The 12,387-nt window shown below is 67.4% G+C and carries 17 protein-coding genes and 2 pseudogenes; 6 read left to right on the top strand and 13 right to left on the bottom strand.

What is annotated here, in order from left to right; genetic code table 11:
• Positions 1-465: 465 nt before the first annotated feature.
• The 4 genes and pseudogenes from C7T91_RS36840 to C7T91_RS32890 all read right to left on the bottom strand — a co-directional run bounded on the left by C7T91_RS36840 (position 466) and on the right by C7T91_RS32890 (position 2,900).
• On the bottom strand, positions 466-702 hold the full coding sequence (locus C7T91_RS36840) for a hypothetical protein (protein ID WP_236638472.1): 237 nt from the start codon (positions 700-702) through the stop codon (positions 466-468).
• A gap of 22 nt (positions 703-724) precedes the next feature.
• Positions 725-1,024, bottom strand: a pseudogene (locus tag C7T91_RS38105) (exopolysaccharide biosynthesis protein); the annotation flags it as partial.
• Positions 1,025-1,102: 78 nt separating this feature from the next.
• A complete protein-coding gene (gene eno, locus C7T91_RS24055) occupies positions 1,103-2,383 on the bottom strand; it encodes a phosphopyruvate hydratase (RefSeq protein WP_108261906.1) in 1,281 nt (426 codons plus the stop codon).
• Positions 2,384-2,471: 88 nt separating this feature from the next.
• Complete coding sequence (locus C7T91_RS32890) at positions 2,472-2,900, bottom strand: PRC-barrel domain-containing protein (protein WP_161556087.1); 429 nt, start codon at positions 2,898-2,900, stop codon at positions 2,472-2,474.
• Positions 2,901-3,056: 156 nt separating this feature from the next.
• Here C7T91_RS32890 and C7T91_RS32885 point away from each other — a divergent pair, with 156 nt between their 5' ends.
• Positions 3,057-4,016, top strand: coding sequence for a glycosyltransferase family 2 protein (locus tag C7T91_RS32885; RefSeq protein WP_161556086.1), 960 nt, complete (start codon positions 3,057-3,059; stop codon positions 4,014-4,016).
• 2 nt (positions 4,017-4,018) lie between these two features.
• Complete coding sequence (locus C7T91_RS24040; protein ID WP_108261900.1) at positions 4,019-4,444, top strand: cupin domain-containing protein; 426 nt, start codon at positions 4,019-4,021, stop codon at positions 4,442-4,444.
• Between the two features lie 58 nt (positions 4,445-4,502).
• On the opposite strand, the gene C7T91_RS24035 is transcribed toward C7T91_RS24040, so the two are convergent.
• The 5 genes and pseudogenes from C7T91_RS24035 to C7T91_RS24015 form a co-directional block, all read right to left on the bottom strand.
• Positions 4,503-5,039, bottom strand: coding sequence for a DsbE family thiol:disulfide interchange protein (locus tag C7T91_RS24035; protein WP_108261898.1), 537 nt, complete (start codon positions 5,037-5,039; stop codon positions 4,503-4,505).
• Positions 5,032-5,184, bottom strand: coding sequence for a heme exporter protein CcmD (gene ccmD / locus C7T91_RS24030; RefSeq protein WP_108262222.1), 153 nt, complete (start codon positions 5,182-5,184; stop codon positions 5,032-5,034). The genes C7T91_RS24035 and ccmD overlap by 8 nt, the downstream gene beginning before the upstream one ends.
• Positions 5,184-5,936 carry a heme ABC transporter permease gene (locus C7T91_RS24025; RefSeq protein ID WP_201742241.1) on the bottom strand — a complete coding sequence of 251 codons (753 nt, stop codon included), beginning with the start codon at positions 5,934-5,936 and terminating at the stop codon, positions 5,184-5,186. Before C7T91_RS24025 ends, ccmD begins: the two co-directional genes overlap by 1 nt.
• A gap of 48 nt (positions 5,937-5,984) precedes the next feature.
• A pseudogene (locus C7T91_RS24020) lies at positions 5,985-6,197 on the bottom strand (heme exporter protein CcmB); the annotation flags it as partial.
• A 108-nt stretch (positions 6,198-6,305) separates the two neighbouring features.
• The gene (locus C7T91_RS24015) at positions 6,306-6,578 is read right to left on the bottom strand and encodes a cupin domain-containing protein (RefSeq protein ID WP_145963004.1); all 273 of its coding nucleotides are present in this window, start codon (positions 6,576-6,578) and stop codon (positions 6,306-6,308) included.
• 435 nt (positions 6,579-7,013) lie between these two features.
• On the opposite strand from C7T91_RS24015, the gene C7T91_RS36830 reads away from it, so the two are divergent.
• On the top strand, positions 7,014-7,424 hold the full coding sequence (locus C7T91_RS36830; RefSeq protein WP_236638471.1) for an EamA family transporter: 411 nt from the start codon (positions 7,014-7,016) through the stop codon (positions 7,422-7,424).
• Here the strand turns inward: C7T91_RS36830 and C7T91_RS24005 are convergent.
• A complete protein-coding gene (locus C7T91_RS24005; RefSeq protein ID WP_108261892.1) occupies positions 7,404-7,601 on the bottom strand; it encodes a hypothetical protein in 198 nt (65 codons plus the stop codon). The two genes, C7T91_RS36830 and C7T91_RS24005, sit on opposite strands and share 21 nt — an antisense overlap.
• 82 nt (positions 7,602-7,683) lie before the next feature.
• Positions 7,684-7,884, bottom strand: coding sequence for a hypothetical protein (locus C7T91_RS24000; protein WP_108261890.1), 201 nt, complete (start codon positions 7,882-7,884; stop codon positions 7,684-7,686).
• 2 nt (positions 7,885-7,886) lie between these two features.
• Here C7T91_RS24000 and C7T91_RS23995 point away from each other — a divergent pair, with 2 nt between their 5' ends.
• The gene (locus C7T91_RS23995; protein WP_108261888.1) at positions 7,887-8,522 is read left to right on the top strand and encodes a hypothetical protein; all 636 of its coding nucleotides are present in this window, start codon (positions 7,887-7,889) and stop codon (positions 8,520-8,522) included.
• A 7-nt stretch (positions 8,523-8,529) separates the two neighbouring features.
• Positions 8,530-8,949, top strand: a complete 420-nt coding sequence (locus C7T91_RS23990; protein ID WP_108261886.1) for a hypothetical protein — start codon at positions 8,530-8,532, stop codon at positions 8,947-8,949.
• Positions 8,950-9,394: 445 nt separating this feature from the next.
• Here C7T91_RS23990 and C7T91_RS23985 read toward each other — a convergent pair whose 3' ends face one another.
• Positions 9,395-9,574: a hypothetical protein gene (locus tag C7T91_RS23985; RefSeq protein WP_108261884.1), complete on the bottom strand. Its 180-nt coding sequence runs from the start codon at positions 9,572-9,574 to the stop codon at positions 9,395-9,397.
• A gap of 86 nt (positions 9,575-9,660) precedes the next feature.
• Positions 9,661-11,247 carry a GMC family oxidoreductase gene (locus C7T91_RS23980; protein WP_108261882.1) on the bottom strand — a complete coding sequence of 529 codons (1,587 nt, stop codon included), beginning with the start codon at positions 11,245-11,247 and terminating at the stop codon, positions 9,661-9,663.
• Between the two features lie 255 nt (positions 11,248-11,502).
• Here C7T91_RS23980 and C7T91_RS23975 point away from each other — a divergent pair, with 255 nt between their 5' ends.
• Positions 11,503-12,378: a sugar phosphate isomerase/epimerase family protein gene (locus C7T91_RS23975; protein WP_108261880.1), complete on the top strand. Its 876-nt coding sequence runs from the start codon at positions 11,503-11,505 to the stop codon at positions 12,376-12,378.
• Positions 12,379-12,387: the final 9 nt, after the last annotated feature.

Here is a 12,387-nt window from a genome sequence, read left to right as displayed (position 1 = left end):
CGGACAATTCCACCTCATGGCCCCGGCAGCCCGCCCCTTTGTTCTCGCAGCCGCCCGAGAGCGCGGTGCCGCCTGCAATGGCGGCGTCGAGCGTCATGCCTGAGGCCTGCCGGGCGCGCAGGTCCTCGGCATGGGTTGCTTCGGCCTCCGTGCTGGGGGCAAGACCGTTGGGACGGACACGGAGACCGAGATGCAGGCGGTCCATGCGTGTCCTCGACCTGCCTTTTTTCCTTGGGGGGCGGCCCCGCAATGCTGCGCCGCAACATTGATCCGGGGTGAGGCTCTCCGACGGCATCTGGCGATCCTGATGTCCTGCCTTGCACAAATCTTCGTCGAAGGCGCGCAGGGCATGGATTGATCTTTCCGGACACGTAATGAACCGGAGCGAGGCAATGGTTGATCGCGATGATTTTGCGTTTGGCCGCCGCCGTTCAGAAAGGCCACTGACGAGGGCCGGGGATGCCGCTATTGCGCTGACCGGGCGAAGACCAGTTCGGGGAGGATGGTCTCCCAGTCGTCGCGGCGGATCGAGCCGCGCCATTCCTCGGCATTGTCGAGCTTGCGCCAGCGGACCACCGCGCCGACCTCGCCGCGCAGGAACCGGCAGCCCTCGGGGGGCGCGTATTTCGCCGACAGCCGTCCGACCGCCTGTCCGGCCGCGTTCAGCAGCATCCAGCGCGGGCCGTCCCGGCTCAGCACCAAGGGATCGCCGGGACGTGCGGCGGCGATGGAGGCTGCGGCGGCGGATGAAGCGCGGCGCCCAGACGCCGCGGCGCCCCAGCAGCATCTGCAGGCCGATCAGCGCGGCGATCAGCCCGAGCGCGCCGCCGATGCCGGGGATCATGCCCAAGGGCAGGATCATCAGCGCGGCCACGATCATCAGCAGCGGCGCATGCCCCTGCGCGCCGATCTCGTCGATCAGCCGGTCCATCGAAATCTCGTCCTGTCCCTCGGCCAGCCGGTCGAGCCGGTCGACCAGCTCGGGCACGGCGGCGGGGCCGGTTTGTGCGTCATGCTGTGTCATGGCCGGGAAACGCCGGGCGGGCAGGGCGGTTCCCCGCGCGGCCATGACGGTTCGATGACGCAGGCGGCGCGGAGGCGATCAGCGCTGGCTGCGCCGCGCCATGATCGAGCGGCCGGCGTATTCGGCCGTTGCGCCCAGCATTTCCTCGATGCGGATCAGCTGGTTGTATTTGGCGAGCCGGTCGGAGCGCGCCAGCGAACCGGTCTTGATCTGGCCGCAATTGGTGGCAACGGCGAGATCGGCGATGGTGCTGTCCTCGGTTTCGCCAGAGCGGTGCGACATCACATTGGTGTATTTCGCGCGATGCGCCATGTCGACGGCTTTCAGCGTCTCGGTGAGGCTGCCGATCTGGTTCACCTTAACGAGCATCGAGTTCGCCACGCCCTGCGCGATGCCGTCGGCCAGGCGCACCGGGTTGGTCACGAAGAGATCGTCGCCGACCAGCTGCACCTTGTCGCCGATCGCGTCGGTCAGCAGCTTCCAGCCCTCCCAGTCGTCCTCGGCCATGCCGTCCTCGATCGAGATGATCGGGTAGGCATCGCAGAGCGCCTTGAGGTAGTCGACATTCTCGGCCGAGGTCAGGGACTTGCCTTCGCCCTTCATCTCGTACTTGCCGTCCTTGAAATACTCGGTGGAGGCGCAGTCGAGGGCCAGGTAGATGTCCTCGCCCGGCTTGTAGCCTGCCTTCTCGATGGATTTCAGGATGAAATCGAGCGCGTCATTGGTCGAGGCCAGTTCCGGCGCGAAGCCGCCCTCGTCGCCGAGACCGGTCGACATGCCCGCAGCCGAGAGTTCCTTCTTCAGCGTGTGGAACACTTCGGAGCCCATGCGCACGGCATCGCGGATATTCCCCGCGGAGACCGGCATGATCATGAATTCCTGGATGTCGATCGGATTGTCGGCATGCTCGCCGCCATTGATGATGTTCATCATCGGCACCGGCAGGATGCGCGCCGAGGTGCCACCGACATAGCGGTAGAGCGGTTGCGTCGTGAAATCGGCCGCGGCCTTGGCACAGGCGAGGCTGATGCCGAGGATCGCGTTGGCGCCGAGACGGCCCTTGTTTGCGGTGCCGTCCATCTCGATCATGGCGGCATCGATCGCGGCCTGCTCGGTCACGTCCATGCCGACGAGGCCCTCGGCCAGCTCGCCGTTCACGGCGGCAACGGCTTCGAGAACGCCCTTGCCCATGTAGCGTGCCTTGTCGCCGTCGCGCTTTTCGACGGCTTCATGGGCACCGGTGGAGGCCCCGGAGGGCACGGCGGCGCGGCCCATGGTGCCATCCTCGAGGATGACGTCGACCTCGACGGTCGGATTGCCGCGGCTGTCGAGAATTTTTGAAGTGATTGTAGGCTGCAACCGCGTCGCCGGTTGCAAGCCGCAACCTTGAACATGGAAAAGGGGGCGCAGGCCCCCTTTTCTGTCTTCTGCGGTCAGATCGCGCGGATCATTCCAGCCAGCCCTTCTCGACTTCGGGCATTGCCTCCAGCTCTTCCTGGGTCTCGCGGACGGCGATCTGGTAAGTGTCGCTGCCCTCCTGCTGCGGCAGGATCATCACCCGGTCCATTGCGAAAAGCACGTGCTTGTCGCCGATCCCGAGGAAGCCGCCGACATCGGCGATCACGCCATGCATGTTGCCGTTCATGTCGAGCACGACATTCTCGATATGGCCGATCGGTTTCCAGTCATCGCCGATGGTCGACAGGCTCGGCTCCTGCGTCCAGCTTCCGCTCTCGAAATCCGAATAGATCTCGGCGCCCTGCAGATCCGAGGCTAGGATCAGCTGGCCCGGGTCGATCTCGGTCTCCTGCGCCCAGAGCGGGGCTGCGGCGATTGCAGCGGCTGCGGCCAGGGCGGGAATGGCGGAACAGGTCATGGAAAGCTCCTTCGCTTGGCGTTTCATGGCGGAACAATGCCCGGCCCGGGCCTCCTGTTCCGGCGGCGGCGCAATGACCGGTTGATGAGCGGGCATCCGCCGGTGCAAAGTCGCCAGCACCGTTAACGGTTCTGCCCGACGTTTCTTGGGGACCCCATGACCAACATCGCCTGCGTGACCATGATGAAGGACGAGGATTTCTTCCTTCCGATCTGGTTCCGGTACTATTCGCGCCTGTTCGGGGCGGAAAACCTGTTCATCCTCGACCATTGCTCGGCGCAGCATCCGGCCGGGATGCTGCCTGGCGAGCCCGGGGCCGAGCGGCTCAACGTGTTCCGCATCCCGGCGCTCGACAGCCTGTCCAAGGCGCGCAGCGGCGGCCGCTTCGATGCCAAGCGCTTCGAGCTGATCAGCAACATGCTCAACGGGCTTCTGGCCTTCTATGATGTCGTGATCTTCAATGATGCCGACGAGATCTATGTCCCTGACCCGGCACGCTATCGCGATCTGCGCGCCTATGTCGAAGCCCGCGCGGCCGACAACCGGGTGACTGCCGGGCTCGGGCTTGAGATGTTCCACGACATCGGCAGCGAAGCGGATTTCGATCCGGCCCGCCCGGTTTTCGCGCAGCGCCGCAACTTCTTCTGCTCGCTGCTCTACACCAAGCCGCATGTGCTCGGCACGGGCAGCCGGATCTGGCCGCATGCCGCGGACCGGCCCTTCGTTTTCGACCCGGACCTCTACCTGGTGCACATGAAATTCATAGACGGAAACCGCTTTCTGTCCCGCCAGGAAGAGCGCCGGGCCTTCCGCACCAGCGTGGCGCGGAATACCGGCAAGCTCTGGCTCTGGGATGGCGACCGGGCGATGGGTGAATTGAAGAAATACAATGAGATGCCGGTCGATCTTGAACCATTCTCCGGCCGCTCCGTGATGCAGCGGCTGTTCGGTGCCGAAGCCGCGGTGCGGATAGGCGGGCTGAAGGGGCCGGAGCGGGTCCGCGAGAAGAAGCTCGACCGCTACCGGGTGATCGACTTCGTGCCGCCCGCGCTCGACCGCCAGCTCGCCTCCGAACGCCGGGTCATCCCCGACCGCTTCGTGGAGACCGGGATATGAGCATGACCGCCGACGAAATCATCTCCGCCCTCGGGCTGGAGCGCCATCCCGAGGGCGGCTGGTTCCGCGAGACATGGCGGGCGGAGGCTGCCGCGGGAGAGCGCCCCGCGGGGACGATGATCTATTTCCTGCTGGCAGCGGGCGAGCGCAGCCACTGGCACCGCGTCGATGCCGCCGAGCATTGGCTCTGGCATGCCGGTGCGCCGCTGCAGCTGCGGGTCGCCGCGACCGCCGAAGGTCCGGCGCTGCGGCACGTTCTGGGGCCGGATCTGGCAGGCGGCGCGCAGCCGCAGCTGCTGGTGCCGCCGCATCACTGGCAGGCTGCGGAGACCGCCGGAGACTGGACGCTGGTCAGCTGCGCGGTCAGCCCGGGCTTCCATTTCGCGGGCTTCGAGCTGGCCCCGCCGGGCTTCGATATCCCGGCATGAAAAAGGGCAGTTGCATCGCGCAACCGCCCTTTTCGAACAATGGCTTGAAAGGCGAAGTTCAACCTGCCGCCTGGGCCAGTGCCGGACGGATGGTTTCCTCGATCACCCGCTCCGTGACAGGCCCCGGGAAGCGCAGGATCACCGTGCCCTCGCCATCGATCACGAAGGTCTCGGGCACGCCGTAGATGCCCCAGTCGATGCCTGCGCGGCCGCTGTCATCTGCGGCAACGGCCGCATAGGGATTGCCGAGCTCCTGCAGGAAGGCCAGCGCCTTCTGCGGCTGGTCCTTGTAGTTGATGCCGTAGATCGTGAGCCCCTCGGCGGCCAGCGCCTCCAGGTTCGGGTGCTCGACCCGGCAGGGCGCGCACCAGGAGGCCCAGAAGTTGACCAGCTTGACCTGCCCGTCCTTCAGCATCGAGACGTCGAATTCCGGCAGGCCGCCCAGCGGCTCCAGCGTGACCTCGGGGGCCGTGCGCCCGGTCAGCGCGGAGGGCAGCGCATCGGGGTTCTCGCGCGTCATGCCGACATAGAAGGCCACCGCCAGACCGGCGAACAGCACCGGCGGCAAGATCACGAGCGGGGGAATCCTAGCCATTCTTGCGGCGCTCCTCTGCGTCCTCGAGCTGTTTCGCGGCCCGGCGCGCGGCCAGCACGCTGCCTGCGACCAGCAGGACCAGCAGGACCAGCGACACGGCATAGGCCGAGAGCACGGTCCCTGCGTATTTTCCAAGCTCGGGCATCATGCCATCCGCTCCCTTGCCTCGATCGCCTTCAGGCGGCGGCGGTGGATCTCGGTGCGGGTGCGCAGGAGCACCAGCGCCAGGAACAGGAGGACGAATCCCGCCATGCAGACCATCAGCGGCGCGAAGAAGATGTTCGACACCTTTTCCTCGGTATCGGCGCCGGTGACCGCCTCGACCCGCATCACCGAGGCGCCCTGATGCAGGCCCTGGTTCCAGAAATTCACCGCGTAGCGGCTGAGAACCGCGAAGACCGAGCCGACGAGGCACAGCACCGAGGTCAGGTCGGCGGCGGTGTCGGGGTCCTCCAGCGCCTCCCAGAGCGCGATGTAGCCGAGGTAGAACAGCGTCAGGATCAGGAAGGAGGTCAGCCGCGGGTCCCAGGCCCACCAGGTGCCCCACATCGGCTGGCCCCAGATCGCCCCGGTGGCGAGTGCGATCAGCGTCATGACCAGCCCGACCGGCGCCGCGGCGCGGGCGGCGAGCGCGCTGACATGGTGGCGCCGCACCAGCCAGATCAGCGAGGCGGCGAGCATCATCAGCCAGGCATTGATCGCGACCATCGCGGCCGGAACATGCAGGTAGATGATCTTGACGGTCGAGCCCTGGCGGTAATCCTCTGGCGTGAAGAAGAAGCCCCAGACCAGTCCGACGACCAGGCAGCCGAGCGCCGTGATGGCGAAGAAGGGCAGCACCTTCGTCACCGTCCGGCTGAATTTCACCGGATTCGCATATTCCCAGACAGATCCCATGCCGATCCTGTTACCCCCCTGTTTCCCGCCGCACAATAGACGCCCCGATCACCTGAGGTTGATCCGCAGCGCCGCCGCGGCCGCGAAGGGCATTGCGGCCAGCACCCCCAGCGTGATCGCCCCGAGCAGCATCAGCGGCACCTGCGTTTCCAGGCCTTCGGCGCCGCGCCGCGCGACCTCGGCGCCGAAGATCAGCGTCGGCACGTAGAGCGGCAGCACCAGCAGCGACAGCAGCAGGCCGCCGCGCTTCAGCCCGACACTGCCGTCCCATGGAGCGGCGCGCAGCTCCTCGAGGATCGCGCGCAGGAGCGGCGTCACCACCAGCGCGCAGAACCGCCCGGGCGGCGCCGCGCAGAGCGCGCGCGCGACTTAGACCGAACAATGTTCCGTCGCCTCGCGGTTGGTGCCGGTATGGGCCAGTCCCGGCGGGATCCAGATGCCCATATGCGGCGGCGCGATCAGATGCGTGCCGATCGCTGCCACCTCGGTCACCCCGGCATGGGAATAGACGAACTCGCCCCAGTCATGCGACGCCTCGGACCAGAGCCCGTTGGCCGGCATCGTTTCCACCCGGTGCAGCACAGGGCCGGGCAGGCGCGTGACGGGCGAGTGCCGCTCATGCGGCGGGGAACGCTGCGGCATCTCTGGCCCTTTCGCGCAAGCGTGTGGCAGTTCTGCGCTATATGCCACGGATGCGCCGGGATAGACAGGCCGGGAAAACGACTTTCCCCAGGTGATCCATGAAGAAACCCGTCGATGCCGCGGCCCTGTCCGCGATGCTTGTCCTCTGCCTCGTCTGGGGGATGCAGCAGGTCTCCATGAAGGCGGCGGCGCCGGGCATGGACCCGGTGCTGCAGATCGCCCTGCGTTCGCTGAGCGCTGCGGCGCTGGTCTATGGCTGGAGCCGCTGGCGGGGCGGGGCGCGCTGGCTGCCGGGGATCTTCCTGGGCCCGGGGTTGCGGCGATGTTCCTCGTTCCGGGTCCCGGCGGCACGGCGGCGCAGACGCTCTTCTGCCAGCTCTCGGTCGCGGGGCGGCGGCGCTCGGCTTCGCCCTGCTCACGGGCCAGACCGGATTCGTGCCGGACGAGCTTCTCTGGGCGAGCCGCGGCTTCCAGACGCTGATCGTCTGCGCGGCAAGTTTCCTCGTCTGGTTCCGCCTGCTTCAGATCTACCCGGCCTCGCGTCTCGGGGTGCTGAGCCTGATGACGCCGCTCTTCGGCGCCGCGCTTGGCGCTCTCCTCCTGGGCGAGCAGCTGGCGCCGGGATTCCTGGCGGGCGGGGCGCTGCTGCTCTCCGGCATGGCGGTGGTGCAGGGCCACGAGCTGATCCAGGCCCGCCGCAGGACCGGCACCGCCGCCGCCGCCATCGGCGGCGCCACCGGCCAGGCAGATATGATTGATCCCGCCAAATCCCGCCCGCCATCCTTCCGGAGCGAAACCCAGTTTGTCCGCTTTGCCCTCGACCAGTCACAAGACCAACGCTGCTGACCCGATCGTGAAAACCGTTGGCACAGTGTCTGCCGTCAACAGTGCCGTTCCGTGGATGGCCATGGTGTAAATCTCCGCAGCCAGCGCCGAGGCGGCAACGCGCTCCGGCATTTCCATCTTCTTGGGCTGATCTGAATCCTGCCGGAACAGCTCAGTCCGGCCGCTTCCGCTCGTCATCGAACAGTCCGGCTACGAAATCCGTCACGGCGCGGACGCGGGCGCTGCTGCGCAGCCCTTGGTGCATCGACAGCCAGACCTCCTAGTCGAGCTCGGGGATGTGCGGAATGACCACGTCGAGGGCCGCGCTCTCCCCGGCGAGGAAGGTCGCGAGCACGCCGAGTCCCGCCCCGTGGATGACGCCGTCGAAGATGCCTATCCCGTAGCTGCAGCGCATCCATGGCGCCCTGTCGCCCGCGAGGCCGCGCAGCCAGCGGTCGGTGCGCGGCGACTGCCCTGTCAAGCGTGCCGCTGGCGGCGGCGCCGGTCGCCTTCTCCCTCGTCTCGCTTTCCGCGACCGGCGACGTGCGCGGCGGCGCGGCGATGATCCTGGCCATGACTGCCGCGAGCGTTCTCGGGGCGGTTCCGATCACCCGGGCAGGACGGCGCCTTGCGCCGCTCTCCTGCTTCCGGATCCTCGTGGCCGTGCGCGTGGCGGCGCTCGTTGCGATGACCGTCGCGGCAGTGACCGGGGCGGCCTTCGGCTGGCTTCTCGTCGCGGCCCTCCTGCTCGGATCGGTCCACGGGGCGGCCCATGGCATCCTCCGGTCGCTGCTTGCGGGGATCGTTCCGGGATCAGGCTTCCCGCGCGCCCTCGGGATCGCGGCAACGCTGAACGAGCTGGTCTTCGTGATCTCGCCGGTGCTCGCATCGCTGCTGGGCGGGGCGTCGCCCGCTGTCGCGCTGGCAGCCATGACTGCTGCCGGTCCTGCTGGTCCCGGACATCCGGCCCGACCTGCAGCCCGAGGGGCCGGCGCCGGGAAAGGCACGTGTTCTCACGCGCCCGGTCCTGTTTTGGCTGGCCGTCGCCGCCGCTGGCGGCTTCGCCGTCGCGGCCTTCGAGATCGGGGCCGTCGCGCTGGCGCTCCGCTATGGGCATGACGCGACCATGGCCGTCCTGTTCACTCTCCCGCTCTGCGTGGCATCGGTCTCCGGCGGTCTCTGGGTGAGTGTCCGCAAGCGCCCACTCGACAGGATCCGGAGTCTCGCTGCGCTCGCGCTCACCACGGCGGGCGGCGGCCTGTCCGCACTTGGGGGGGCGCTGGGCCTGACGGTTCTCGGGGCGGTGCTTGTCGGCCTCTGCCTGGCGCCGCTGGGTACCGCCGGCTCGCTGGCGCTCGAGCATCTCGCGCCGGAAGGCCGCAAGCCCGAGGTCTTCGCGCTGCAGCGGACCGCGCATGCGCTGGGGATCATCGGAGCCAGCGCCATCCTCGCCGTGGCTCCTGTCTCCGCGGCCCTCTCCGCCGCCGCCTGCCTGATGGCGGCTGTCACCCTCTGGGCCGTGCTGGGAGGCCCGGACCGGGACTGAGACGTCTTCCGGCCCCGCGCGGGGCCAGGTTTCCGGTGCGTCCTCAGGGGAAGAAGGGGAAGAGGAGGTGCAGGAGGATCATGGCAACGATGGTGGAGACCGCGATCAGCGGCAGGCCCGCCCGGGCGTCGTGGGCCAAGCTGCAGCCGCGGAAGCCCTGCGTCGAGGGGATCGCACTCGGCTTTGAAGTCCCTGGCCGGGCATCGGGCGGCAAGACCGAACTCCGGGTAGACAGCAGGGGTCTGGTGCCGCCCTGGACACTCGACCGGGTATTTCGGCGGCGATATCCCCAGGTCGGGCATGAAATATGCCAGCGTGATCGAAACATTGACGATGCTGGCGCTGGCACACGATCAAGTCGATCCGTTCCGCCACTCCGGTCCAAGGGCAAGAAGGCGGCGGGAGACACCTGTGTCTGACGCATCCCTCTGCGAGGGCCATGCGATCAGGTTTCAAGCCAGGCGCGGATGTCAGCCCGTGACGCACCGGAAATATCCGCGTACTCGGCCATGTCAACATGTGCCGCACGTTCGGCCACCGGGCGCGCTGTGTGCCCTGGGACGTCTTGGACCCAGACATGGATAACGTCCCCAGCTCCATCATTCTCGGCAATGTAGAGTGTCATGACTACCTCCTTGCTTTCTTTCCACTCCCGTGCAGGGAGCGCCATTTCCCAGGATCGCTTCTGCAGCTTTCTCGCCCGCGGTTGCCCTATGCCCGGATCAAGTCGGACGCCTTCTCGCCGATCATGATGCAGACGGCATTCAGGTTGCCCGAAGTGATGTTGGGCATGACAGAGGCATCCGCCACCCGAAGGCCCTCTATCCCATGCACCCGCAGCTCCGGATCGACGACCGAGCCCCCGTCAGTTCCCATCCGTGCCGTGCCGCATGGGTGCAGCGCGGCATGGGCCTCCCGCTGGCAGAACTGGCGGACGCTGTCACGGGTCGGGGCCGGGCCTTCAGGCACGATGCGGCACGCAATGTACTGGGCAATTGCCGGCTGGGCCATGATCTCCATTGCCAGCAGGGTCGCGTCTGTGACGGCCTCCAAGTCGCGCGGATCGCCGAAATAGTTCGGGCGGATCACCGGGGCATCCTGACGGTTGCCGCTGCGGAGAGTGACGTCGCCGCGCGAATGCGGGCGGATCTGGCCCAGATTCACCGTGCAGCCGTTGCCGCCGGGCACGCCGTCGACGCCTTCCTCGATGCCCGCGCCGCAGACCAGGAAGAACTGGCAGTCGGGCAGCGCCTCGGTCCGGTCGCCCCACCAGAACGCCCCGCCCTCGATGAGGTTCGATGTCGCCGGACCCTTGCCGAAGGCCAGGTATTCCAGCCCGGCCATCGCCTTCCAGAACGGCTTCTTGTAGCGGTCGTAACTGTGTGGCCCGTTGAGCTGGTAGACCAGCGAGATCTCGATGTGGTCCTGGAGATTCTGGCCGACGCCGGGCAGGTCCTGCACAACGGCGATTCCGTGGCGTTCCAGCGCTGCAGCAGGCCCGAGCCCCGAATGCATCATCAGGTGCGGCGTGGCGATGGCGCCGGCGCTGAGGATGACCTCCCGGCGCGCGGTCAGCGTCTCTATCTTGCCGTTCCGGACATACTCGACTCCGGTGGCTCGGCCGTTTGCGATCACGATGCGCGTCACCTGCGCGCCGGTGGCCAGGGCCAGGTTCGGCCGTTCCAGTGCCGGGTGGATATAGGCCACCGCCGCCGAGGACCGCCGCCGTCCCCGTGCGGTGATCTGGTAGAGCCCGGCCCCCGCCTGGTCGCCGCTGTTGAAGTCGGCATTCACCGGCAGGCCCTGCTGCTGGCAGGCCTGGAGCCAGGCACGGGTCAGGGGATGGATGCCGTCAATGTCCGAGACCTTCAGCGGCCCGTCGGTGCCGTGCGCCTCGCCGGCAAAGCGGTTGTTGCTCTCGGAGCGGCGGAAATAGGGCAGCACGTCATCATAGCTCCAGCCGGTTGCCCCTGCCGCGGCCCAGCCGTCGTAGTCTGCCGGGTTTCCCCGGATGTAGATCATCGCGTTGACCGAGCTGCCGCCGCCCAGCACGCGGGCCTGCACCATGGTCTCGCCCTCCGGGCGCTGCTGTTCCGGACGCGGCTCCCAGGCGTAGCGTTTCAGCAGCGGCCCCTGGGCTGTCTTGTAGTAGGCGCCCGGAATGTGGATGTAGGGATTGCGGTCGCGCGGGCCTTCCTCGAGCAGCGCCACCTGGCAGGAGGCGTCTTCGCTCAGGCGCGACGCCAGGACGCAGCCGGTCGATCCTCCCCCCACGACGATATAGTCGACGCTCTCCATGACGCCCCCTTCCTGATGGCCCGCCGCTGCCGGTCATCGGCGCTGTCGCGATGGAGCGGGTTTTATCCGTGGCGCGGGGCTCCCTTCAATTTCGCATCGAAACGGTTGTCTTCGCAATGTGACGCAATGAGTGAGCCGGATTGCGTCAAGTATATGATAAAAATCGATAATTTTTTATATTCCACTTGCCTGGAAAGTCCCGGTCCGGATAACACGCTGCCAGATTCCCGGCAATTGTCATCACAGGAGACTCCCATGGCTGACCAGCAGCTGATCTACCACGGCCTCGTGTCGCGGCATTCGACCCTGTCCACTGACCTCGAGATCATGCGCCAGACCGGCTTCGAGGGACTCGAGGTCTCGGCCGCCAAGATGAAGGCGGCGCTCGATGCCGGCATCTCCGGGGAGGAGCTGCGGAGCTGGTTTCGCGACGTGCGGGTGCCCGGCATCGGTTTCCTCCTCGATGTCGAGCGGCATGGGACGGACGCGGACGCGCTTATGTCCGACGCCGAGGAGATGTTCCGTCTCGCCAGCATCGCCGGGGCGGAGGGCGTGCAGGTCATCACCGGTCCGGTAGAGCTGGAGGCCGTGAAGTCCCTCGGCGAGGGACGCGCCTGGCCGGGCTATGCCGGGGTGCTGGGCCTGCCGCGGGACGAGCAGATGCGTATCCTGTCGGCGAGCCTGGCGCGGCTGGCTGATGCCGCCGCGGCGCATGGCCTGCTGATCTACCTCGAGGCCCTGGCCTGGCTGCCGCTGAACCGGCTGGCCGACCAGGTCGAGGCGATAGCCCGCGCGGACCGGGGCAATCTCCGAGTGGTGGTGGACTTCTGGCATTGCCATGCCTCCGGCGACACGCCGGAGGATGTGGCCCGGCTGGACCCGCGCCTGATCCACGGGGTGCATTTCTGCGACTCGCGCTTCCATGGCGGAGGGGTGCCGGACGAGTCCGTGCTGCGGGACGTGGCGACGGGGCAGGGGGTGCTGAACCTGCGCGAATGGTCGGACGCGGTGAAATCGACCGGCTACAAGGGATGGTGGAGCTGCGAACTGTTCTGCCGCCGTCAGCAGCAGGAGAACAGCTTCGCCATTGCGCGCGAGCTGCATGACCTGATGCGCCGGACGATCCTCTGACCGGCGCAT

The organism is Mangrovicoccus ximenensis (assembly GCF_003056725.1).
GTDB classification, from domain to species: Bacteria; Pseudomonadota; Alphaproteobacteria; order Rhodobacterales; family Rhodobacteraceae; genus Mangrovicoccus; species Mangrovicoccus ximenensis.
The sequence above is the reverse complement of the archived record's forward strand: the minus strand, read 5'-3'. Positions and strand labels throughout refer to the sequence as shown.